The sequence below is a fragment of the Salmonella sp. SG203 genome, from assembly GCF_013350575.1.
Classification (GTDB): domain Bacteria; phylum Pseudomonadota; class Gammaproteobacteria; order Enterobacterales; family Enterobacteriaceae; genus Salmonella; species Salmonella enterica.
In genome coordinates, this window is record NZ_SNMT01000002.1 from 592750 (window position 1) to 616672 (window position 23923).

Below are 23923 nucleotides of genomic sequence, written 5' to 3' on the forward strand. Positions count from 1 at the left end.
GCAACCTTCCCTCCCTCATTCGGGGAGGGAATTAGCAAAAAACGATGCGGACATCTCATTTTCCCCTTCCCTTTGCCGGACACAGGCTGCATATCGTCGACTTTGATGCGAGCAGCTTTCACGAACACGACCTGTTATGGCTGCCTCATCACGATCGGCTCCGGTCTGCCGGACACAAGCGTAAAGCTGAACATCTGGCAGGCCGCATCACCGCCGTTCATGCGCTACGCGAGGTGGGCGTCAGGGCGGTGCCCGGTATTGGCGACAAGCGACAGCCGCTATGGCCGGACGGCCTATTTGGCAGCATCAGCCACTGTACGACAACGGCGCTGGCCGTCATATCCCGACAGCGTATCGGCATTGATATAGAAAAAATCATGAGTCAGCACACGGCGACAGAGCTGGCGCCGTCCATTATTGATAGCGATGAGCGCCAAATTCTCCAGGCGAGCTCGCTCCCTTTTCCGCTTGCCCTGACGCTGGCTTTCTCCGCCAAAGAGAGCGTTTATAAAGCCTTTTCAGACCGCGTCACGCTCCCGGGATTCAATAGCGCAAAAGTTACCTCGCTTACCGCCACGCACGTCTCGTTACATCTGCTGCCAGCCTTTGCCGCCACGATGGCTGAACGTACCGTCCGTACAGAATGGTTTCAACGTGGCAATAGCGTTATTACTCTTGTTTCTGCAATAACGCGCGTTCCCCACGACAGGAGCGCTCCCGCTTCTATACTTAGCGCAATACCCCGATAAATGAGATCCCTATGTCGCTGAATGATTTTCACGTTTCTGAACCTTATACGCTTGGTATTGAGCTGGAGATGCAGGTGATCAATCCACCTGGCTACGATTTAAGTCAGGACTCTTCTACGCTGATCGACGCCGTTAAGCCCCAACTTACTGCGGGAGAAATTAAGCATGATATCACCGAAAGTATGCTGGAGATGGCCACGGGCGTCTGCCGCGATATTGACCAGGCGGCGGCCCAACTTTCTGCTATGCAGCACGTTATTTTACAGGCGGCGTCGGAACACCATCTCGGCATTTGCGGCGGCGGTACGCACCCTTTTCAAAAATGGCAGCGTCAGGAGGTCTGTGATAATGAGCGCTATCAACGCACGCTGGAAAATTTCGGCTACTTAATTCAACAGGCGACGGTTTTCGGTCAGCATGTCCACGTCGGCTGCGCGAACGGCGACGATGCGATTTATCTTTTACACGGGCTGTCGCATTTTGTGCCGCACTTTATTGCGCTCTCCGCCGCGTCTCCCTATATGCAAGGATCTGACACCCGTTTTGCCTGCGCGCGCCTGAATATTTTTTCCGCTTTTCCCGATAACGGTCCCATGCCGTGGGTCAGTAACTGGCAAGAGTTTGCCGGACTATTTCGCCGTCTGTCTTACACCACGATGATCGACAGCATCAAAGATTTGCACTGGGATATCCGCCCCAGCCCGGCCTTTGGCACGGTAGAAGTTCGGGTGATGGATACGCCGCTCACCCTTGATCATGCCATCAATATGGCAGGATTGATTCAGGCGACCGCGCACTGGCTGCTGACCGAGCGTCCCTTTAAACCGCAGGAACAAGACTATCTGTTATATAAATTCAACCGTTTTCAGGCTTGCCGCTATGGTCTGGAGGGCGTGCTAACCGATGTCTATACCGGCGACCGCCGTCGCCTGGCAGATGATACGCTGCGTCTGCTGGACAACGTTACCCCCTCTGCGCGCAAGCTGGGCGCCGACAGCGCCATTGACGCGCTACGTCTGCAGGTGAAAAAAGGTGGTAACGAAGCGCAATATATGCGGGAGTTTATTGCCGACGGCGGATCGCTGATAGGTCTGGTACAAAAACATTGTGAAATCTGGGCGGGACAATAGACAGCATATTTGCCTTACCAGGCGATATCCCGGACAATGGCGTTTTAACTTACGTTTAACAAAGCCATGAAACACCCGCTTGAATCATTGATGACCGCTGCCGGTATTTTGCTGATGGCGTTGCTCTCCAGCCTGCTGCTGCCCGCCCCTTCGCTCGGCCTTGCGCTGGCGCAAAAACTGGTCGGGATCTTTCATCTTATGGATCTCAACCAGCTTTATACTTTGTTGTTTTGTTTATGGTTTCTGTTGCTCGGCGCGCTGGAATATTATGTTATTCGCTTTATCTGGCGGCGCTGGTTTTCGCTGGCCGATTAAACATTTCAATGCGTACGGCCATGCTTTTCTTTACGATAAGCGCCTGGCGGCAGGTTGAACGTGCGGGTAAAAATGCGCGTAAAGGTTTGCTGCGAATCAAAACCATACTTGAGACAAATATCATACACCTTCTGGTCGGTGTCGAGCAGGTCGCGCGCCGCCAGTTTTAGCTTCCGTTCACGCACGTAGCGTCCCAGACTCTCCCCTTTGTACTGCATAAAAAGGCGCTGCAGGTGCCACTTGGAATACCCCGCATGACGGGCAATATCATCAATACGTAACGGCTGATTCAAATTATCATCAATCCACTCGACAATCGTGTCGATAACCTGAGCGGAAATGGTCATCGTGCTCTCCCCTCTATCAAACTCGTCAGCGGCTCCCGCACCGCACATTTACGGCAACAGCAATAAGCATAGTAATAACCACACAAATTGTGAGACAGCTTATCGCATGGCCTGCAATATGCTTTTCTACCACTTCATGCGGCAGCCCTTGATTATAAGTGAGTAAGCACTCATTATAGAAAGCAAAGATACGCCGTCAAGGTACTTTTCAAAGGTTGACATTCACCGTTGCGACGCGACAACGGGCATGATTCAATCATGTTTTTCCAGACATAAGGGTAACGTGTAGTGGCTCGTCCGAAGAGTGAAGACAAAAAACAAGCATTACTGGAAGCGGCAACCCAGGCGATAGCGCAATCCGGTATCGCCGCCTCAACGGCGGTGATTGCGCGTAACGCAGGTGTTGCAGAAGGAACATTGTTTCGCTATTTCGCGACCAAAGATGAGCTGATTAACACGTTGTATTTGCATTTAAAGCAGGATCTCTGCCAGTCAATGATAATGGAGCTGGATCGATCCATTACCGATGCCAAAATGATGACTCGTTTTATCTGGAACAGTTACATCAGTTGGGGTCTGAACCATCCCGCGCGCCATCGGGCGATCCGTCAACTGGCCGTCAGCGAAAAGCTCACCAAAGAGACGGAACAACGGGCCGACGATATGTTCCCCGAATTGCGCGATTTATGTCATCGTTCCGTTTTGATGGTGTTTATGTCGGATGAATACCGCGCCTTCGGCGACGGCCTTTTTCTGGCGCTGGCTGAAACAACAATGGATTTCGCCGCGCGCGATCCCGCTCGCGCTGGCGAATATATTGCGCTGGGATTCGAAGCGATGTGGCGCGCGCTGACTCGCGAGGAGCAATAATGGACGGTCAAACACTGCACGCCTGGGCAAAACGCTTTGCGCTGGAACTGCCTTTTACCGAACACTGCTGGCCTTTCGGCCCACAGTACGATGTGTTTAAAGTCGGCGGCAAAATATTCATGCTTTTCACTGAACATCACTGTCGCCCAGTGGTGAACCTGAAGTCTGATCCCCAAAAATCCCTGGTAAATCAACAAATTTACCCCAGCATTGCGCCTGGCTATCACATGAATAAGAAACACTGGATTTCAGTCTATGCGGGCGAGGATATCACCGTCTCGCTACTCAACGATTTGATAAATGACTCATGGAATCTGGTTGTAGACGGGCTGCCTAAAAGAGAGCAACTGCGCCTGCGACCGCGCTGATGCAATAACCGTTTCCGCATTTTCCTCCCTTATCTTTTTACCGATAACCCGGTACCCTGCTGATACAAAAGGGTACTAAACCAACCAGGAGCATTTATGGATATCGTTTCTGTCGCCTTACAGCGCTACTCCACTAAGGCGTTCGATCCCAGCAAAAAACTGACCGCCGAAGAAGCGGATAAAATAAAAACACTACTACAGTACAGCCCCTCCAGCACCAATTCCCAGCCGTGGCACTTTATTGTCGCCAGTACGGAAGAAGGCAAAGCGCGCGTAGCAAAATCCGCTGCCGGAAACTACACGTTCAACGAACGCAAAATGCTGGACGCCTCCCATGTGGTGGTCTTCTGCGCCAAAACCGCAATGGATGACGCATGGCTTGAGCGCGTCGTCGATCAGGAAGATGCTGATGGCCGTTTCGCTACGCCGGAAGCTAAAGCGGCAAATGATAAAGGTCGCCGCTTTTTCGCCGATATGCACCGCGTCTCGCTGAAAGATGACCACCAGTGGATGGCGAAGCAGGTTTATCTGAACGTCGGCAACTTTCTGCTGGGCGTCGCCGCGATGGGTCTCGACGCCGTCCCCATTGAAGGTTTCGACGCCGAGGTGCTCGACGCTGAATTTGGTCTGAAAGAAAAAGGCTATACCAGTCTGGTCGTGGTGCCGGTCGGCCATCATAGCGTCGAGGATTTCAACGCCGGGCTGCCGAAATCACGTCTGCCGCTTGAAACCACACTGACGGAAGTTTAATCCCCTGCCTAAGCCGGACGCCCGTCCGGCTTTTTTCACCTTTCTGCCAGGTTCCTCAATGATCAATGGCGCGAAGTGCCAGGTTTTACATCGCTAGTGTTAACTTCCTCTTTCAATTTATTGAAAATAAATAACATTTAAAACTGGCACGCCGTTTGCCATATCTGGATACCCCCTATCTGGATGAAGGAGAAAACGGGTGAGACATGTTTATGTAGCCAGCCATGGCCCTTTTGCCCGCGGACTTATTAACAGTCTATCGCTGCTGATTGGCGACGAACACGGCGTGACACCGGTTTGCGCCTACGATGGCGATATTGTCACCACGGAGCAGCTTGAACAAACCCTCGAAAATCTGATCGCGCAAGCCAACGGCGAAGAAGTGGTGGTGTTTACCGATCTGCTCGGCGGCAGCATCAACAATAGCGCCGCGAAAGTGCTGATGCGTCACCGTCACGTTTTTGTGGTGGCTGGCGTCAACATGACCCTGTTGCTGGAGTTTTTACTCTGTGAAGAAGAAAGCACAGACGCGGCCATTACCTACGCCACCAATGCGGCGCGTGAATCCATTGTCTTTATCAACACGCTAATAACACAACCATCCGCTGACCTACAGGGAGAATCCCATGATCAAATTAGTGCGCATTGATTACCGCCTGCTGCACGGCCAGGTGGTCTTCGCCTGGACCCGGGCGCTGGATATCGACCATATCATCGTCGCTAACGCCAACGCCGCCGGCGACGCGTTTGTCTCTATGTCATTAAGTCTGGCAAAACCCGCTGGCGTGTCGCTGGACATTATCACGGTGGAACAGGCGGCGGAAAAACTCGCCAGCGGCAAGCTGGATCACAAAAAAGTGATGGTGGTGCTGGGAAATACCGCCGAAACCCTCGCCTTCGTCGAGAAAGTGCCAGGGATTAGCGTTATCAACTACGGCGGTATCGCGCAAAAAGAGGGCGCGCAGCAGTTCGGCAAAGCCATATACCTGACCGAGCAGGAGATTGCCGATAGCCAGGCGCTAAAAGCCAAAGGCATCCGTCTGGAAATGCGCCAGGTTCCGGCTCATTCCGCCGAATTGCTTAACGATAAACTCTGAACCCGGAGGTCACTATGTTGCTCACCGCAACGCTGCTCGGCCTGATTGCCGCACTGGGCATTCTTGACGGGCGTTTACTCGGCGTGTCGATGATTGACCGTCCGCTGGTGATGTGCGCCCTCACCGGTCTGGTCTGCGGCAATTTACACGAAGGCATTCTGATCGGCGCGACGCTGGAACTGATCTTTTTAGGTAATGTCGCTATCGGCGCCGCGGTACCGCCTGATGTCGTCACCGGTTCGGTGCTGGCGACCGCGTTTTCTATTATGTCCGGGCGCGGGCCCGAAGCGGCGCTGACCATCGCGATTCCTATCTCTATGCTGGCGCAGACCCTCGGCGTCCTGGTGCGCGTGGTTAACGCCCGCTTTGGCCACATGGCCGATCGTTATGCGGCGCAGGGTAATACCCGGATGGTTGCCGTTATGCACCTGGGAGGCCCAACGCTGCTCTATTTTCTAAGCGGTTTTCTGCCGGTCTTTTTCGCCATTTTGCTCGGTTCTGCCGCCGTCACCTGGTTCCTCGACGCCATTCCCGCCTTTATTACCAATGGCCTGGTTGTCGCCAGTAAGATTTTGCCGGCGCTGGGTTTCGCGTTGCTGATCAGCATGATGCTTAGCAGCAAATTAATGCCTTACCTTGGGCTGGGCTTTCTGATCGCCGCATATACCAAACTGGACATCATCGCCATCGCGCTGTTTGCCGTGGTGCTGGCTTTCATTATCAGCCAGTTTCTTAACACATCCCAACAGGAGGGCTAATCATGAGTGAAGTGACGCAGACCCTGATCGACGACGCACAGGCTCACTCGCAAAGCGAAAGCCGCATCACCGCCCGCGATTTACGCAGCGTTTTCTGGCGCTCCTTTACGTTGCAAGGATCGTGGAACTATGAACGCCAGCAGCATATGGGCTATGCCTTCGCTATGTCGCCAGCGCTAAAGCGTATCTACCAGGACCCCGCCGAACTGGGGCGCGCCTTACAGCGCCATCTGGTGCTGTTTAATACCACGCCGCATCTGTCAACGTTTGTCTTTGGCCTGTCGATTGCGATGGAGGAGGAAAATCAACGCAACCCGGACTTTAACGAAGAGTCGATCAATGCCGTTAAAACCAGCCTGATGGGGCCACTGGCCGGGATCGGCGATTCCATCTTTTGGGGATCGCTGAAAGTTATCGCCGCCGGGATGGGGATCTACTTTGCCCAGCAGGGCAGCATTCTGGGGCCGATTCTCGCCCTACTGGTCTATAACATTCCGCACATCCTCTGCCGCTGGTACGCCCTCAAGCTGGGCTACCGGGCGGGGACCACCTGGCTGATGCGCCTCTGGCAAAGCGGGCTGATGGACAGGGTGACTTATATCGCGTCAATCGTCGGGTTGATGGTCGTCGGCGCCATGACCGCCAGCATGATCGACATTACAACCCCGCTGAGCTTTACCGCCGGGCAGACTACCATGAAAGTGCAGGATTTTATTGACAAAATCCTCCCTTCCCTGCTGCCGCTGCTCTTCACGCTTGGCATGTACAAACTTATCCGTAAGGGCGTGAACATTAACTGGATCCTGTTAGGCACCGTCGCGTTTGGGCTTCTTGCCAGCGCGCTGGGCCTGCTTTGACGAGAGGTAACACTATGCAAGTAGAAGACTATATGAACGAGACGCCCCTTCGCCTGCTGGAGATGCTGACGCAGACGCGGGAAGATCTCTGGCGCGCGGCGCAGGCGCTAACGGAACGCGGCGTCACCCGCATTATTCTGACAGGCTCCGGCACGTCATACCACGGCGCGCTGACCGCTCGCGCGTTTATGCAGCGCTGGTGCGCATTGCCGGTGGATGTCTGCTGGCCGTTTATGCTTGACGACGAGACGCTTGCCCGCAGCGGCAAGGCGCTGGTTGTCGGCATCTCCCAGGGCGGCGGCAGCCTCTCAACGCTGGCGGCGATGGAGCGCGCCCGCAATGTTGGTCATATCACCGCCTCAATGGCTGGCGTGGCGCCTGCGACTATCGACCGGGCGGCGGATTATATCCTTACCGTTCCCTGCGGCGAAGAAACCGCTGGCGCGAAAACAAAAGGCTATCACTGCACGGTTCTCAATTTGATGCTGCTGGCGCTCGCCGTCGCCGGGCAGCAACAGCGGCTGGACGGCGAACAGCGCCGGTCACTGCTGCTACGGATGGAAAAGACCTTTAACCACCTGCCCGCGCTGATTACCGCCTCGCAGGCGTGGGCGCAAACCAATGCGCTGGCGCTGCGCGATAGCGCAGATATTCGTCTGACCGGCCCGGCAACGCTGTTCGGTACGGTGCAGGAGGGTGCGCTCAAGATGCTGGAGACGTTGCGCTGCCCGGTGTCGGGCTACGAATTCGAGGAGTTTATTCACGGTATTTACAATGCCTTTAATGCGCAATCCGCACTCATTATGCTCGACCCGCAGCCTGACGCGCGTCAGGATCGGCTGGCGCAAATACTCAGTGAGTGGACGCCGTCTATTTACCGCATCGGCCCGCAGGTAGAAAATAATGGTCTGAATCTGAATTTCCCGTTTGTCAATGATGAGGACTTTGCCGTCTTTGAATATATCATTCCGCTGCAAATGCTATGCGCGATATTACCCCCGCAAAAAGGCATTAATCCGGCGATACCCAAAGATCCGCAATTCCATCAAAAAATGAAAAGTAAGCAAGAAATTTAATTTTTATTAATGCTCGTTATTATCCGCGCTGTTGCGGAGGACGCGCTACACGCTAAGGAGATAAATATGTCTGTTGCTCATGAAAATGCCCACCGTATTATTAGCGATATTTTAGGTAAACAAAACATTGAACGCGTCTGGTTTGTCGGCTGCGGCGGTTCATTAACCGGCTTCTGGCCAGGGAAATACTTTCTGGACTGTGAAGCGTCAAAACTGGCTGTCGGTTATATCACCAGTAATGAATTTGTCCACGCCACACCAAAAGCATTAGGAAAAAATAGCGTCGTTATTCTCGCCTCGCAGCAGGGCAATACGGCGGAAACCGTCGCAGCCGCCCGCGTGGCGCGTGAAAAAGGGGCGGCGACCATCGGTCTGGTTTACCAACCTGACACGCCACTGTGCGAATACAGCGACTACATCATTGAATATCAGTGGGCGCGTTATCCGGAAACGGTCGACCCTGCACAACAAAAAGCCGCATACAGCCTGTGGCTGGCGCTGGAAATTCTCGCCCAAACAGAGGGCTATGCGCAATACGATGAGTTAGTCAGCGCGTTTGGGCGCTTTAGCGACGTTATTCACGGCGCCCAACGGCAGGTACAAGAAGATGCTCAGCGTTTCGCCGCCGAATGGAAGGATGAGAAGGTGGTCTATATGATGGGCAGCGGCCCCTCTTTCGGCGCCGCGCATCAAGAGTCTATCTGTATTCTGCTGGAAATGCAGTGGATCAACTCCGCCAGCATACATAGCGGAGAGTATTTCCACGGACCGTTCGAAATCACCGAGCCGGGCACGCCGTTTATATTGCTGCAAAGCAGTGGTCGCACTCGCCCGCTGGACGATCGTGCGATTCGCTTTATTGAACGCTATCAGGGAAAACTGCAGTTGATCGATGCGGATAAACTCGGCATTCAGGATCTGTCCACCGACGTTGGCGAATACTTCTGCGGTCTGTTGCACAACTGTGTGCTGGACGTTTATAACCTCGCTCTGGCGACAGCCCGTAATCACCCACTGACCACCCGCCGGTATATGTGGAAAGTTGAATATTAATAGTTATGCCGGATGGCGGCTTCGCTTTATCCAGCCTACAAAGCGATCTGTAGGCCTGATAAGCGTAGCGCCATCAGGCCTTTCTTCTGCGGGGCGCTAGCGCCCCTTTTTTCCTGAACTACCGCGGCTACCAGCGAAAATCCTCTATCCGTAATTCGAAAATATCGTGAATATAGCCAATTTCCGCTACCGGCAGCGCCACGTTATAAAGAATTTTCAACCGCTGAAACGAATGATTTACCATCGCGATAAATTCACCATGCCGCTCGTTAAATTCCGTCATGTTTTTATAGTGGGTAATTTCATTGCGCATGACCAGCCGCTCAATCATACAGCTCAAATGAACATATAAACTAATAATCAAATTATTATTAAAGCTGAAGCCCAGCGTATTTTGCCATTCGGCAATAATCGTTTCGATATGCCCTATCGTCTTATTGGCATTGAGAATGGTCAACGAATTAACCACATTATGCAACGAAAATTCGCGAACCATATTTTTATTAATTAACGCAATTTGTTTATCGTTAAGATAACCGCTTAATAACTGACTTAAATGCGCATACCCCTGCTCGCCAAGCAGCTCTTCAATCCCCACCCAGGGAACACCCGCCAGCTGCGGGTCAATGGTGCCGACAACCGCAATCACTTCATACTGATTCAGCAACGAGGCCGCCATCCGGCTGTTTTTCAGACGGGTATATTCACAGGCGATAATATTAATATCAAAGTCGGTCAACTGACTTTTTTCCATCAAATTTTTAAATTTAAACGCCGTCCCGATGCCGGTAATACAGGTCACCAGCAGCGCGCGCGCTTTTTTCTGCGCGGGCCAGAAGACATCCCAGCGCGACTGATTTAACGGGACGATCTCTTCGGCGATCTGTTCGATGTTTTTTTGCAGCGCGATCTCGCTGGCCACGTTCAGCGCCAGACGCGTCGTAACGTTATCGACCACCACCAGCGGGCCATGAATTACGCTCAAAAGCGCATCGGCGATCTCTTTGGTGTATCCCATATCGATTAGCACCATGACGCCTGCGCGGGTATCCGTATGCTGGAGATAATCGACAATGGCCCGGCTGACATCGCTAAACGCGACCTCCATCGGCATATCCATCGCATGATAAATCTTTTCGCCAATCAGACGGTTCGCCACGCCTGCAATGCTGCTGGCGGTCGAATAACCATGCGCGATGATCAGCGCTTTTACCTTACCGCCGCTGGTGGCGTCAATGGCATTACTGACGATGGCCGCCACGACCAGTCTGTCGAGCGTGTCGATCAACAAATCATATTTATTATTTACCACGTCCAGCAGTTTTTGCGCCACACGCTGCGCCAGCCCCGGCGCCTCCTCCAGCCAGCGCAGCATCACATGGCGAACCGATGGCGACGCCTCCACCGGCGTTAACGGCAGGCTGGTAAGGTAACGTCCAGTGAGATAAGCGAATTCCGCATTCAGTTCGAGATCGTAATGTGCAGCGATCGCTTTCCCGACATCTTCGATAAAACGCAGCCGCTTGTCCTGACGAGCGCGAGGGCTCTCTTTATTCATTAAGGCATCGAGATATAACGTGAGGTTTTGATAGACCAGCTTGTCAAACGTCCGTGCGGAAATATTCTCCTGCGCCAGCTCTTCGCACAGGCCGCAAATGTTTTCCGTCAACCGTAAATATTCCTGATGCTGACCGGAAACTCGCGGAAAAACGCCACCTTCGCGATAAATCATGACGCGTTCCGCCGTCTGCGGAACGGTAAAGGGCACCTCCACCAGCAGACGATCCGGCAGTTGCCCGGCTTTTACTTCCAGTACCCCATCGTCACGCTGGCCGAAAGTCCAGGCGCTGGCGCAAATATTACGAATGAGATTTTCCAGGCCGCCGACATTCCCTTCCAGGGTCTCCTGCATCAGTTGGCTGATAATTTCACTATCCAGCGACAAATCGTGATGAAGACGCTGCGCCTCGCGACGAAAAAAATGGTGAATAAACGCCAGCCGCTCATACTGTCCGCGTTCGGCGATAGGCAGAATTTTGACAATGACCGGTATCCGGCGAATAAATGTCGCCAGAAAGTGCTTTTCCAGATCTTCGGTAGAGGCGAATATCAGGCGTACCGTGGCGCTGCGTTCATCGCTGCTTTCGCCTAAGCGACGCCAGGTGCCGTTATCCATAAAATGGAACAGTTTTTCCTGCCCTTCCGGCGGTAAACGGTGCACTTCATCGATAAACAATACGCCGCCATTACTGGTCTCAATTAACCCGGATACCGCTCTGTCTGCGCCGGTAAAAGCACCTTTGGCATGACCAAATAATTTTGACGTCAGCAATTCCGGGTTATTAGCATATTCGGCGCAGTTAAACACGGTAAAGGGCGCCTCCGGGGGCAAAATGCCCTGCTCGATGGCGTACTGCCAAAGCTGACGCGCCAAAAAACTTTTTCCTGTCCCCGTCGGGCCGCGCAGCAGCAAAGGCAAGCCCGCGCCGGGATAACTGATCGCCGCCTTACACTGACGCAGGGACTCCTGCAAGCTGCCCTGCGCGCCAATGAGCAGCTCCAGACTGTCCTGCCGCTCCGCGCACAGCGCCTGAATGGACGCGTAATCCCCCTGTCGAACCACCAGCCGGTGGTGACGACGTAGCGCCTCGACGGGCAGGAACAGCACCGGGCGGCTATTCACTTTGACCACCCGCTGCTCACGATGCAAGTTATTAAGATGGTGACTAATAATGCTGCGTTTTTGCCTGAGACTGTCGGCAATCGCCATTGCGCTAAACGCGCTTAACGCGTCAGCTGTTAGTGAACATCCGGCTAGCCGTAGCTCCAACTGACGAAATATGGACTCTTTATTCATACCTGCGCCCCGCCAAAAACGTAAACTCCGCTTATACGATAATTTACAAACGACGTCACAGGCTTCACCCACATTTTTGAAAATACTTACTTTTTATAAAACTTACCGTTGCGCTTTCGGCTCATCGTGTCACGAACGAACGGGGTTGGCCCTCCCTGGCGTGTCATCAAAATCGGGCGCTAAACCCAACGTTATAACGGGTTTGATTGCCATCGCTTAACCCTGCCGTTTGCGCCAGCCCGGCGAAAGCGGACACCGTTGCCGACAGCGGAAAATCTGCGCCAATCGCGATATCAACCCAGTTTTTATCCTGCGCTTTTCCGTCGCGGCTAAACGTCAGCGCGGTCGATTTAAGGCCGCCGTTCGCCACATACGTATCATCGCCAAACTGACGGCGATAATTAATCTGCGCCCAGGAGTGAATGATGCTGTGGCGAAGATCCAGACGCCAGCCAGCGCTACCCACCTGCGAATGGGCGTTTTGGTCACCAAAACGCATTGATGTACTGGTATTGAGCTTCTCGCTATAACCATTAACGTGGCTGTAATCCCATGCATATTGCAGCATCGGTCCGGTCGTTAACCACGGCACCATGACAAAATCATAACCGCTGGTTAACCTCGCGCCCCACAGCCGACCGTTGGTTTCGCCCTCTTCCACCCGTCTTAGCGCACCGAGCGTTATACTGCGCTGAATGTTACTGAATTTAGCGGACAGAAAGTGTAAATCGCTATCCAGCCACGCCTGACCGGCGCGTAAATGGCTGAATACGGCGGCCTGAAAACCGCGGGCATCATAACGATAATTATCGTCAGGATGTTGCTTATCCAGAGAACCGGCTATCAGCCCTCCCAGCAGAACCTGCTCGTTAAGCTGATAATCGACGCCAACCGTCAGATTATTATGATTACCGTTCCCGTCGGCCTCATTATTATCATAACGTTGATATCCCCCGCTGTATCCGCCGAACATGCCCAGCGAACCGACAGGGTTTTCCCCCTGGCGAAGCTGCTGATAACGGCTGTCAAGCGTGGTACGACTGCCTTGCGCCATCGACTGAATGCTTTGGTTCAGGTATGTCGCCTGTACCGGCGCGGCAATGATCGACTGAATATATTGCGCAATAATGGTATGGACCTGCGGACCGGGATGTAAATGATCGGCAAACAGATAGTCCTGCGACGCATTAAATCCTGGCATTGCCGAGGAGCACGCCGAAGCGGATACGCCCGGCGGGCAGGCCATACCTACGGTATTTGTCAGACCAAACGCCTGCGGGTTGGCAAGAATTTCCTTAAAGAGGCCGTTGATATCGGCACGGGCTATATTGCCGCCGTGTTGCTCCAGCCCCTTCTCTTCCATCTGATTATAATAATCGGTCAGAGCTGACGCCTGCTCTGCCGCCTTTTCATAGCCCGCCAGCAGTTGTTCAACGAGCAGTTGCTGAATAAACGGATTGCTGCTTACCGTTGCAGCCGCCGCCAGCAACGCCTTGCGGATCGCCTGTTGCCGACTGGCGAAATCGGGCGTAGCGCCCTCCGCCAGCGCCTCTAACGCCGCTTTTAGCGCCGGGGGCGCCGCTGCGCCCAGCCCGGCGGTGATTACCGCCTCCAGAAGCATTGGCGTCGCACTAATATCCGGTACGTTTGGCACCACGACCAGCCCGGCGCCGGCATCCAGTAACAGCCCTACCTGCGCCGCCGCGCTAGTGGCGCTATTACCGGCTATTTGCTGTGCCATGGTTGGTTGCGCGATGGCCGCCGCCAGATCGTTTCCGCCGACCCAGTGAATATACAAACCGTTGTGGTCGGCTTTTCCCCCCGTTTTGGCAAGCCACTGCCGTACCTGATCGGCGGTATTATCCTGCGGGTTTAATTCCGGGGTCGCCGTCGCGCCGCCGGCGGCATAATTAGAGCCGCCATTGCTGGAAGGGCTTAATGCCAGCCCATATAGTTCGGCCAACTGTTCGTCGTAGAGCTTATTTTGACCACTATCCCAGGTCCAGCGACCGTTATTTCCGGTATCGCTAAGGCTATCGCCGATCACCGTAAGAGAGTCAAACGCACAGGCAGATAATGGCGCGGCCAGCGCCAGCGAGAGTATGCCGTATTTTAGCAGGGTACGCTTTTGGGTCATCCGATGTTCCTTAATGTTATTGTTGATAGGTACGACGGTGCTAATCATTATCCGACAGAGATATTGCAATCGTTTTAAACATTCTGGTTAAAAAGTTTTCATTCATTGTTGACGGACTGGCGCCTGTTCAAAAAGAGGGAACCGCGTAAAATAACAACGTTTATAGGGCGCTGGATAAAATATAGCGTATGGATAAACCCAGAGGCGCTTTTACCCGTCTGTTGCTGATTATGCCTGAAGCGCAGGCGTCCTGATTTGCATAAATGCCATTCAGCAGTCATCATAGGCTGCTGTTTATAAAGGAGAGATTATGCAGGAATTGATATCCCAGGTAGAAGATTTAGCGGGAATTGAAATGAATCACACCACATCGCTGGTGGTGATATTTGGTATTATTTTTCTGACAGCAGTTGTCGTGCATATTATTTTGCACTGGATAGTACTGCGCGCTTTCGAAAAACGCGCCATCGCCAGTTCCCGCCTGTGGCTGCAAATTATTACCCAGAATAAATTATTCCATCGTCTGGCTTTTACGCTGCAAGGCATCATTGTCAATATTCAGGCCGCGCTCTGGCTACAAAAAGGCAGTGAGGCAGCGGATATCCTGACGACCTGCGCGCAGTTATGGATTATGACCTACGCCCTGCTGTCGTTATTTTCCTTGCTGGACGTGATTTTCAATCTATCGCAAAAATGGCCCGCCGCCTCTCAGTTACCGCTAAAAGGAATATTTCAGGGTATTAAGCTCATCGGCGCAATTATCGTCGGCATTCTGATGATCTCACTGCTGATTGGCCAGTCACCAGCAATTTTAATCAGCGGGCTTGGCGCGATGGCCGCGGTATTAATGCTGGTCTTTAAAGACCCGATTCTTGGCCTGGTTGCCGGTATACAGCTTTCCGCCAACGATATGCTCAAACTGGGCGACTGGCTGGAAATGCCGAAATATGGCGCAGATGGCGCGGTCATTGATATTGGCTTAACCACGGTAAAAGTACGAAACTGGGATAATACCATCACCACCATACCCACCTGGTCGCTGGTTTCCGACTCGTTCAAAAACTGGAGCGGCATGTCTGCGTCCGGCGGACGCCGGATTAAACGCAGCATTAATATTGACGCGACCAGTATCCATTTTCTGGATGATGATGAAAAACAGCGGCTATTAACCGCGCAACTGTTAAAGCCGTATCTTACCAGCCGTCATCAGGAAATCGATGAATGGAATAAACAACTGGATGCGCCGGAATCAGCCTTAAATCACCGCCGAATGACCAATATCGGAACATTTCGCGCCTATCTGAACGAATATTTACGCCACCATCCGCGCATCCGTAAAGATATGACGCTGATGGTACGCCAACTGGCGCCTGACGATCATGGTTTGCCGATAGAGATCTACGCCTTTACCAATACCGTCGTGTGGCTGGAATATGAGAGCATTCAGGCCGATATTTTCGACCATATTTTTGCCGTGGTGGAAGAGTTTGGCTTGCGTATTCATCAGACGCCGACCGGCAGCGATATTCGCGCGCTGTCAGGGACATTGCGGCATTAATGGATTGCCCGATCGCATGAGCATGGGATCGGGCAAAAAAGTTAATGAGCCTTACGGCGCAAAACGGTAAACGCGATAAACAGGAATACAATCCATACCGGCAGCAAAATCGCCGACAATCGCATATCGTCCATCGTACACATTAACACCAGAATCAGCGCCAGAAACGCAATGCACAAATAGTTTCCGGCGGGATAGAACAGCGCCTTAAATTGCGTCTCGCGCCCTTTACGACGCATCGCCGCGCGAAAACGTAAATGCGCGAGACAGATCATTATCCAGTTTAGCAATAGCGTCGCGACAACCAGCGCCATCAACAGGCTAAACGCTTTTTGCGGCAACAGATAGTTGATCAGCACCACCAGCGAGGTAATCGCTCCGGAAAGTATCAGCGAGTTCACCGGTACGCCGCGATGGCTGACGCGGGTTAAAAATTTCGGCGCGTTGCCTTGTACGGACAGGCCGAACAGCATTCGGCTATTCGAATAAACGCCGCTGTTATATACCGAAAGCGACGCGACCAGAATAACGAAATTCAGCGCCGAAGCCACCACATTACTGTCCAGGTTATGGAAGATCATCACAAAAGGGCTGCTATTGGATTTCACCTCTACCCACGGATAGAGCGCCAGCAACACCACCAGCGAACCGATGTAGAACAGCAAAATACGGTATACCACCTGATTCACCGCTTTCGGGATGCTTTTTTGCGGATCGCGCGCTTCCGCCGCAGTAATGCCGATCAGCTCCAGTCCGCCAAAAGAAAACATAATCACCGCCAGCGACAGAAGCAAACCATGCCAACCGGTAGCGAAGAAACCGTTATAACGCCAGAGGTTATCAATGCTGGCATGTTCGCCGCCGTGGCCGGAGAACAGCAGCCACAGACCAAAACCTATCATGCCGATAATCGCCAGCACTTTAATCAGCGCGAACCAGAATTCCGTTTCGCCATACAGACGAACGTTCACCAGATTCACGGCATTAATGATAATAAAAAACGCCGCCGCCCATACCCATGTTGGTACGTCAGGCAGCCAGTACTGCATATAGATGCCCGCCGCGGTCAGCTCCGCCATCCCGACCAGCACAAACATGACCCAATAGTTCCAACCCGACAAAAAGCCCGCAAACGGCCCCCAATATTTCCAGGCGAAGTGGGCAAACGATCCGGAAACCGGCTCTTCCACGACCATTTCACCCAACTGGCGCATAATGAGAAAAGCGATAATCCCGGCAACGCCATAGCCCAACAAAACAGCCGGCCCCGCCATTTGAATCGCCGGGCCGATGCCCAGAAACAGTCCGGTGCCAATGGCGCCGCCCAGCGCAATTAGCTGAATATGGCGGTTTTTCAACCCCCGCTGAAGCGTCGGTTCATTCTTCGACGCGGCATCCGACACGCTGGCGCCGGATGCAGTTGACGCGTTTTTCACGTCCTACCCCTGTATCGTTTTTATTGAGGGGCACCTTTTAACATTTCGCTCTCGCTGCCGCAAGGCGCAATCGTTTGTCAAGGCTCAACTCCGGACGTTAACGTTATCGTGTAAAAAAAGATGTCGCGGGGAGTAAAAAGAAAAGAGTGCGCGCCGATATAGAACGTTACGGGTGACAGACGCCGAGTATAAAATATGTGAATAACTCTGGACGAAAAGTACGACACCCTACAGAATACATTTAGTATTTTTTCAGTATTTTCAAAAAGGTGAATCAGACCTGGTATCTGTTATCCGTTTTTGAGCCACGCCAGGCATCAACGTCATGAATAAGATCATCAAACGTTTAGAGATCATCAAAAGCGCCATCGAACTTGAGGACGAAGAGATTATCCGTCAGCAGCTCATCTACCTGAAAAATGAGCCGCAGGATGCCGTAATCAGCGCGATTGCCCAGGCGATTGAAGCTCGTCGATTCAGTGACGCCATGCAAGAGATCGCCGCCTGGCTACAGGCTCAACGGGCGCTCTCGACGTGGCAAGATCCCTCTATTGCCGCCAGTAAGCTGGAGCTGAAAGCGCTTGAAGCCCAACTTCGCGATCTGATTGACAAACGAAATGCGCGGGTACAAATCCTCGACGATTTCAACGACCTCTATCATCTGCGTCTCGGGCCGTTGATGAGCCGTATTCTGGAGTTGCGTAAACAGCTCGCGGTGAGTATGCAGCGTAAGCAAGAAGCCGAAATAAAACGCCGGGAAAAGGATTATCAATCCTGCCTGCAATTTATTTCCCAGGCCGTGGATCAACTGGCAACGCTAAAACAGCAGTGGACAGGATTGAATGCCGCCTCGCGCGAAGCGGTGGGCATCCGTCAGCGAATCCAGCAGCAGACGGAGTTAATCACCGCGTTGCTGGCGGAAATTCGCGAGCTGGAAGCAGATTTTTCCCATCAGGACGACAGCGCATTCCGCCAGGCGCAGGAAAATGCGGAACAGGACTATCACCAGTACCGGGAGCAGCAGCAGGAAGCGCAATTCCGCTACGCCCGCGATCAACGTTTGTCGGCAGACGAACGCAGTGAATTAAAACGTTTGTGGCGTCAGGCCAGCCGCCTGTGTCACCCGGATGTGGTCGCCGATGAATTAAAAGAAAAAGCGCACCAGATGATGGTACAACTTAATCAGGCGCGGCAGAATGCCGATCTGGCGGCAATTCGCGCGTTATTGACGCAGCTGCAAAGCGGTCTGGAACCGATGATGGCAAGCGACAGGCTCAATAACCTGGAACATCTGCGCCATAAAATACGCCAGCTCCGCACGCAAATCGACGCGCTGTTGAAAGAGATAACGCAGCTGGAAACAGAAAACGCCTGGCGGCTCGCCTCTTCCGTTGCGGATAAGGAAGCCTATTTCTCCGAGCAGGAACGGGCGCTAACCGAAATTCGCAATACGCTGGAGGCGCAGGTTCAACAGGTGGAACAGGAACTTCTGGCAGGGTAGTCCATCATTCATCAACACATTGTCGGATGGCGCAAGCGCCACCCGACGAATCGCGGCATAAAGAGGGTAAGAGGGTCGCTACTGGCGCTGTAAAAGTAACGAACGGGCGGAGTCCGCCATGATCATCACCGCACCTGCCAGCATTAACGTATCTTTTAATACCAGCCGCCCGGCGCCCGATAAATACGGAAAACCATAATGCGCATCGCCCAGCGGCATAACCCAGGCCTCCGGCGTGGTGATCAAAAACGACAGCGTGACAAATGGCGTCAGGAATGCCAGCACGCCGCCCGCCAGCCCTAACCAGCGGCTGACAGGGTTAGCCAGTACCAGCGCCGCGATAATCAATTCCACCACGCCCAGACCATCCGAAAACGCATACGTATTATTGGCCGTTTGCCAGGCGCGTTCCTCCGGTTTTAGTTCGCCCTCATGAGTCAGATGCTGACGATATTCTTCCGGATGTTCATAGAAAAAAGACATAAACGGGCTGTTCGCCACAAACGGGGTAATACTGTCTGCCTCATAGGGCACAAATTTTAGTAGTCCAATCCAGATAAAAACGATGGCGATACTCAGGCGAATTAATGTTAATCCCAGCCGATCCCCCTGACTTAACAGACGAAGATATTTATCCATCTCAGGCTCTCCTTATTTATATAATATCGCAGTGGCGTAACCCGTATTATCAATACGCATGGACGTTATTTTCCATGACGACGCCTGTTTACTTTGCGCCAGTCTGGCAATAGCGTCTTCAAGCATTGACGGCGTTGCTGCCACCGCAGAAACGCTGATATATTCAACGTCAGTTAGCGGCTGGGCGGAGGCGGAAAATGCCAGCGGCGCAGCCAATAATGAAGCAATAAGCGTGGTAACTTTTAACATCGAGATTTCCAGTCGTGGGTTATTTCAATGGTGTTATAATACGTTACGCCTGACTAAAGCCTTTTCTTTCAGACGCCAGCATATTTGTCCTGGCGTATTTTTATGGTCTGACAGGCAAAAAAAAGCCCTGATTAACAGGGCTACATTATTTATGTTTTACTTAATGAGAGAGAAGAGATCGTTTAAAGACTCACTCATTGTAGGATGGGTAAATATCTGGTCGCGTAACACCGTATAAGGTAAATCTGCATCCATAACGGTTTTAACGATATTAATCATTTCATGAGAATCGACGCATAACAATGACACCCCTACAATACGCTGCGTATTCACGTCCACTACCGCTTTTAGTACGCCACGGGTATCGTTCATAACACGGGCGCGAGGGATCGCCGCCACCGGTAATGTCACCACCTGCACCGTTGCGCCGCTTGCCCGCGCTTGTTCTTCCGTCAGCCCGACACGAGAGAGCGGCGGCGTCATAAAGACGGAATACGGAACATTCTGGCGATCGCGGGTACTGCGTTTGCCATCTCCCAATAACCCGTCGCGTACAATACGAAAATCATCCAGTGAAATATAGGTAAACTGCAACCCACCGGTAACGTCGCCCATCGCCCAGATATTGTCCGCCGTGGTACGCAGGTAATCATCCACGATGATCCCGCCGCGTTCGTTCACCGCCACGCCGGCGTTCTGCAACTGTAAGCCAGCCGTCGCCGGTTTTCGCCCCGACGCCACCAGCAGGGCATCCATAAGATGCGCGCCTTCCGGCGTTTCTACTTGTACCGCGCCCTCCTTTGAGGATACGGCCTGTACGTTGGCGTTTAAAATCAGCTCGACGCCCTTTTCCTGTAAAATACGGGTAATTGCCTGCGCGATATCCCGATCTTCACGAGGCAGGAATTGCGGCGCTGCTTCAAAGATAGTGACCTTCGTACCGAAGTTGGCGAACATTGAGGCAAATTCAAGGCCAATATAACCACCGCCTAAAATCCCCAGGCGCGCCGGACGCTGGCTCAGGCTGAGTAGTCCGGTGCTATCGAACACCCCTGCCGTCGTTGTTAAGCCCGTAATAGCCGGGATCACCGACTCTGCGCCAGTATTAATGAAGATCTTTTCTCCCCGTAACACCCGCTCGCCGTCCGCCTGAAATACCCGTAAGGTATGGTTATCAATAAACTCCGCCCTTCCCTCAATCACATCGACATTGTCCAGGTCGGCAAGATTATGAAAATTTTTGTCGCGTAAAAAATTTACGACCGCCGCTTTGCGTTGCATGGCGACAGAAAAATCGCCCTCACGTTCCGCATCATGCACCAACGTTTTCGTTGGAATACAGCCAATGTTGATGCAGGTTCCGCCAAACATACTGGCGGACTGTTCGATAATCGCCACGCGCCATCCCGTCTTCGCCAGAGTTGCCGCCAACGTTTTTCCTGCCTTGCCAAAACCAATAATGAGCGCCTGATACTGTGTCATCTTCTTTCTCCGCCAAATCACCATCTGTTTGTCAGGACAAGTATAAATAACGTCAAAAAAGACAGGGTTATCCGTAACGCGCCAATTTTTGTCTTATCGTCTAAATTAGCGGTTAGCAAAAACAAGAGTAGAAATGACATTGAGTCCGAAATATAGTGATCAGAGACAGAAATGGTTATCCCTATTTTTGAAAAAGAATCTGTTCTGGAGTCTATATGGATGCGCTTAGTCGGCTATTGACGCTTAACGCCCCTCAGGGCTCAATCGACAAGAATTGCCCGTTAGGCGGCGACTGGCAGTTGCCGCACGCCGCTGGCGAACTATCGGTGATTCGCTGGCATACCGTTACGCAGGGCGAAGCGCAACTGGAAATGCCTACCGGCGACGCCATGACGCTTACGCCGGGAAAGGTGGTGATTCTGCCGCAAAACTCCGCCCACCGTTTGCGCCAGTCTGGCGAATCACCGACACATATCGTGTGCGGTAGTCTACGTCTGCACACGACGTCACGTTATTTCCTTACCGCGTTGCCGGAAGTGTTATGTCTTGCCCCGCCGCCGCATAGCCCCGCCAGTATCTGGCTTAACGCCGCCATTTTCCTGTTACAGCAGGAGTCAGAACGCCATTTACCCGGCGCTGAGGTCTTATACAGTCAGCAGTGCGCCACGCTGTTTACCCTCGCCGTTCGCGACTGGCTATCGCAGGCTGGCACGGCGAAAAGCGTGCTCAATTTATTGCTGCATCCCCGGCTGGGCCGCGTGATCCTTCACATGCTGGAAACACCGGCGCATCCCTGGACGGTCGAAACGCTGGCGCAACGGGTACACATGTCGCGGGCGAGCTTCGCCCAGCTATTTCGCGACGTGTCCGCGACGACGCCCTTAGCCGTGTTAACAACGCTGCGCCTGCAAATCGCCGCCCAGACCCTGTCGCGTGAAGCGCTGCCGGTGATGGTGATTGCCGAGTCGGTAGGTTATGCGAGCGAATCTTCTTTTCACAAAGCTTTTGTCCGTGAATTCGGTTGTACACCAGGCGAGTACCGCAAACGGGTCAGCGCGCTCGGACGATAAACGTATACTGAACCCGCCTACAGTTTGACTGCCGCAGGCGGGCGACACACGTTATGCCGCAAGGCGACGATGCCTGCGCAGCCACATCAGCTTGTAGGCTGCCGGAATGATGAACAGCGACAGCAACGGCGCGGTAATCATGCCGCCGATCATCGGCGCGGCAATACGGCTCATCACCTCAGAACCCGCGCCGGTCCTCCATAAAACAGGCAGCAGACCGGCGATAATCACCGCTACCGTCATGGCTTTTGACCGCCCCCGGCGCACCGCCCCGTGGTAAAGCGCCTCATCGAGTTTTTCTGCCGAAAAGGTGTTGGGAGCTTGCGCTTTGAAGGCCGCGCCTGCTGAATCACCGGCGATCCCATCATGCTGCGCAGAGCGATCAGTAATTTACTCTCTAATACGATGCGCTATACGCCGCTGGGTAAAACCATTACTCTTCGGATAAAAGAAGCGGACGACCAGATACATATTATTGTTGAAAACCCCGGTACGCCAATCGCGCCGGAACATTGCCGCGCCTTTTCGATCGTTTTTATCGCGTTGATCCCTCCCGCCAGCGTAAAGGGGAAGACCGCGGTATAGGCCTGGCAATTGTAAAATCCATCGTCATTGCGCATCAGGAAAAAGTTTCTGTCACCTCCGATACGCGCGCTACCCGTTTTATTTTGACATTACCCAAACACCTCCGTTGAACTGTAGCGATAGTGAAAGGCGCTATCACTAGCCAGCAAAATAATCTGATATAATCGTCATTATCCCGTCAAGCGCCAGACCCAACGACTGTTTTATTATTTCTCTTATTAACCCACACCGGAGAAATAAGATGAATAAGTTTGCATCCCTTTTAGCTGTCGTTTTTTATTTCAGCTGGCGTAAACACCGCAGAGAAAATGGAATCCCGCCAATTATCCGCCACGGCGCATGAGATGATGAATAACGGTGACGCCTTCGCGCATCAGCAAATGGCTCAGACACAGAAACTCAGCGCCCCGACCGCTGTGGAAAATGCGACACCCTTTTCTGAAATGGACGACTATGAAAAAGCAATGGTCATCCATCAATCGATGAATAATGCCCATTCTTTCGCCCACGAGATCCAGGCTGAGGAGCACCATAAACAGATTAAACGCAATTAGTTATTTGCATATTAGCGTCACGTACTGCGGATGGCGCAACGTCGCCGCCGCAGAAGCTTACGGATTAACGTAATTTTGAGAGGTTAAATGGCGCGCCCTGCAGGATTCGAACCTGCGACCCACGGCTTAGATGTTTCTGGAACTACTTGAGCTAACAACAAGTTATCCCATTACTACGGCACTCACACTCGCCCCATCTTCGAAAAACATGCAAAGCCTTGCAAGCCGATGCAAAGCTTTGTGTGTACCGTTTTTGTCCCAAACCACTTAGCAATCAGTAGCTCCAATTGATCGGTAACAACGATCAATTAATAAGATAACAATAAGTTTAAACTATCAAATATCACATTATTGATCGTTTATATCGATCAAAACAATTTGTAGTGCTACACTCCAGACCTTTCCGAATCCGCTGATTTTCATAATGTTGAAGTTATTCGCTAAGTACACATCGATCGGTGTTCTTAACACGCTTATTCATTGGG

At 52.6% G+C, this 23923-nt stretch carries 23 protein-coding genes and 3 pseudogenes; 18 read left to right on the forward strand and 8 right to left on the reverse strand.

Annotated features, from left to right (window positions below; genetic code table 11):
• Positions 1-44 precede the first annotated feature (44 nt).
• The 3 genes from entD (at position 45) to HV477_RS05975 (ending at position 2194) form a co-directional block, all read left to right on the forward strand.
• Positions 45-749, forward strand: coding sequence for an enterobactin synthase subunit EntD (gene entD / locus HV477_RS05965; RefSeq protein ID WP_079899201.1), 705 nt, complete (start codon positions 45-47; stop codon positions 747-749).
• Between the two features lie 11 nt (positions 750-760).
• Positions 761-1879, forward strand: coding sequence for a YbdK family carboxylate-amine ligase (locus HV477_RS05970; protein WP_079899202.1), 1119 nt, complete (start codon positions 761-763; stop codon positions 1877-1879).
• A gap of 66 nt (positions 1880-1945) precedes the next feature.
• Positions 1946-2194: a DUF1158 family protein gene (locus tag HV477_RS05975; RefSeq protein ID WP_000682497.1), complete on the forward strand. Its 249-nt coding sequence runs from the start codon at positions 1946-1948 to the stop codon at positions 2192-2194.
• A gap of 5 nt (positions 2195-2199) precedes the next feature.
• On the opposite strand, the gene HV477_RS05980 is transcribed toward HV477_RS05975, so the two are convergent.
• Entirely contained in the window at positions 2200-2541 is a 342-nt protein-coding gene (locus HV477_RS05980; RefSeq protein ID WP_000155631.1) for a RamA family antibiotic efflux transcriptional regulator, read from the reverse strand.
• 288 nt (positions 2542-2829) lie between these two features.
• Here HV477_RS05980 and HV477_RS05985 point away from each other — a divergent pair, with 288 nt between their 5' ends.
• From HV477_RS05985 to HV477_RS06025, 9 genes are all read left to right on the forward strand, one after another.
• Complete coding sequence (locus HV477_RS05985; RefSeq protein ID WP_000113609.1) at positions 2830-3411, forward strand: TetR/AcrR family transcriptional regulator; 582 nt, start codon at positions 2830-2832, stop codon at positions 3409-3411.
• Positions 3411-3779 (forward strand): MmcQ/YjbR family DNA-binding protein, encoded by a 369-nt coding sequence (locus tag HV477_RS05990; RefSeq protein ID WP_000348999.1) that lies wholly within the window; start codon positions 3411-3413, stop codon positions 3777-3779. Before HV477_RS05985 ends, HV477_RS05990 begins: the two co-directional genes overlap by 1 nt.
• A 96-nt stretch (positions 3780-3875) precedes the next feature.
• Positions 3876-4529 carry an oxygen-insensitive NAD(P)H nitroreductase gene (gene nfsB / locus HV477_RS05995; RefSeq protein ID WP_000355879.1) on the forward strand — a complete coding sequence of 218 codons (654 nt, stop codon included), beginning with the start codon at positions 3876-3878 and terminating at the stop codon, positions 4527-4529.
• Between the two features lie 199 nt (positions 4530-4728).
• Positions 4729-5178, forward strand: a complete 450-nt coding sequence (locus HV477_RS06000) for a PTS sugar transporter subunit IIA (RefSeq protein WP_001216659.1) — start codon at positions 4729-4731, stop codon at positions 5176-5178.
• Positions 5156-5626, forward strand: coding sequence for a PTS system mannose/fructose/N-acetylgalactosamine-transporter subunit IIB (locus HV477_RS06005; protein ID WP_000594177.1), 471 nt, complete (start codon positions 5156-5158; stop codon positions 5624-5626). Before HV477_RS06000 ends, HV477_RS06005 begins: the two co-directional genes overlap by 23 nt.
• 14 nt (positions 5627-5640) lie before the next feature.
• A complete protein-coding gene (locus HV477_RS06010) occupies positions 5641-6384 on the forward strand; it encodes a PTS mannose/fructose/sorbose/N-acetylgalactosamine transporter subunit IIC (RefSeq protein ID WP_000927523.1) in 744 nt (247 codons plus the stop codon).
• A gap of 2 nt (positions 6385-6386) precedes the next feature.
• A complete protein-coding gene (locus HV477_RS06015) occupies positions 6387-7241 on the forward strand; it encodes a PTS system mannose/fructose/sorbose family transporter subunit IID (RefSeq protein WP_000005802.1) in 855 nt (284 codons plus the stop codon).
• A gap of 32 nt (positions 7242-7273) precedes the next feature.
• The gene (locus HV477_RS06020) at positions 7274-8317 is read left to right on the forward strand and encodes an SIS domain-containing protein (RefSeq protein ID WP_077248445.1); all 1044 of its coding nucleotides are present in this window, start codon (positions 7274-7276) and stop codon (positions 8315-8317) included.
• Positions 8318-8383: 66 nt separating this feature from the next.
• Positions 8384-9370, forward strand: coding sequence for an SIS domain-containing protein (locus HV477_RS06025; protein WP_079899203.1), 987 nt, complete (start codon positions 8384-8386; stop codon positions 9368-9370).
• Positions 9371-9497: 127 nt separating this feature from the next.
• Here HV477_RS06025 and HV477_RS06030 read toward each other — a convergent pair whose 3' ends face one another.
• On the reverse strand, positions 9498-12227 hold the full coding sequence (locus tag HV477_RS06030; RefSeq protein ID WP_001031465.1) for a sigma 54-interacting transcriptional regulator: 2730 nt from the start codon (positions 12225-12227) through the stop codon (positions 9498-9500).
• Positions 12228-12393: 166 nt separating this feature from the next.
• Positions 12394-14364 (reverse strand): autotransporter outer membrane beta-barrel domain-containing protein, encoded by a 1971-nt coding sequence (locus HV477_RS06035; RefSeq protein ID WP_079899204.1) that lies wholly within the window; start codon positions 14362-14364, stop codon positions 12394-12396.
• 310 nt (positions 14365-14674) lie between these two features.
• Between HV477_RS06035 and HV477_RS06040 the strand changes: the two genes are divergently transcribed.
• Complete coding sequence (locus HV477_RS06040; RefSeq protein ID WP_001156964.1) at positions 14675-15922, forward strand: mechanosensitive ion channel family protein; 1248 nt, start codon at positions 14675-14677, stop codon at positions 15920-15922.
• Positions 15923-15963: 41 nt separating this feature from the next.
• Here HV477_RS06040 and pheP read toward each other — a convergent pair whose 3' ends face one another.
• The gene (gene pheP, locus HV477_RS06045; RefSeq protein WP_079899205.1) at positions 15964-17358 is read right to left on the reverse strand and encodes a phenylalanine transporter; all 1395 of its coding nucleotides are present in this window, start codon (positions 17356-17358) and stop codon (positions 15964-15966) included.
• A 325-nt stretch (positions 17359-17683) separates the two neighbouring features.
• Between pheP and HV477_RS06050 the strand changes: the two genes are divergently transcribed.
• Positions 17684-18859 (forward strand): DnaJ family molecular chaperone, encoded by a 1176-nt coding sequence (locus tag HV477_RS06050; protein WP_001033456.1) that lies wholly within the window; start codon positions 17684-17686, stop codon positions 18857-18859.
• A 78-nt stretch (positions 18860-18937) separates the two neighbouring features.
• Here HV477_RS06050 and rclC read toward each other — a convergent pair whose 3' ends face one another.
• From rclC to rclA, 3 genes are all read right to left on the reverse strand, one after another.
• Positions 18938-19498: a reactive chlorine resistance membrane protein RclC gene (gene rclC, locus HV477_RS06055; RefSeq protein WP_000362177.1), complete on the reverse strand. Its 561-nt coding sequence runs from the start codon at positions 19496-19498 to the stop codon at positions 18938-18940.
• A gap of 12 nt (positions 19499-19510) precedes the next feature.
• Positions 19511-19747, reverse strand: a complete 237-nt coding sequence (gene rclB, locus HV477_RS06060; protein WP_000922168.1) for a reactive chlorine resistance periplasmic protein RclB — start codon at positions 19745-19747, stop codon at positions 19511-19513.
• 156 nt (positions 19748-19903) lie between these two features.
• Positions 19904-21229: a reactive chlorine resistance oxidoreductase RclA gene (gene rclA / locus HV477_RS06065; protein WP_023206881.1), complete on the reverse strand. Its 1326-nt coding sequence runs from the start codon at positions 21227-21229 to the stop codon at positions 19904-19906.
• A 215-nt stretch (positions 21230-21444) separates the two neighbouring features.
• Here rclA and rclR point away from each other — a divergent pair, with 215 nt between their 5' ends.
• Positions 21445-22299, forward strand: coding sequence for a reactive chlorine-specific transcriptional regulator RclR (rclR, locus tag HV477_RS06070; protein ID WP_079899206.1), 855 nt, complete (start codon positions 21445-21447; stop codon positions 22297-22299).
• A gap of 51 nt (positions 22300-22350) precedes the next feature.
• On the opposite strand, the pseudogene HV477_RS06075 reads toward rclR, so the two are convergent.
• Positions 22351-22617: pseudogene (locus HV477_RS06075) on the reverse strand (efflux RND transporter permease subunit); the annotation flags it as partial.
• A gap of 3 nt (positions 22618-22620) precedes the next feature.
• On the opposite strand from HV477_RS06075, the pseudogene HV477_RS06080 reads away from it, so the two are divergent.
• From HV477_RS06080 to HV477_RS06090, 3 genes and pseudogenes are all read left to right on the forward strand, one after another.
• Positions 22621-22994: pseudogene (locus tag HV477_RS06080) on the forward strand (ATP-binding protein); the annotation flags it as partial.
• 234 nt (positions 22995-23228) lie between these two features.
• Positions 23229-23438 carry a copper-binding protein gene (locus tag HV477_RS06085; RefSeq protein WP_114063938.1) on the forward strand — a complete coding sequence of 70 codons (210 nt, stop codon included), beginning with the start codon at positions 23229-23231 and terminating at the stop codon, positions 23436-23438.
• A 424-nt stretch (positions 23439-23862) separates the two neighbouring features.
• A pseudogene (locus tag HV477_RS06090) lies at positions 23863-23923 on the forward strand (GtrA family protein); the annotation flags it as partial.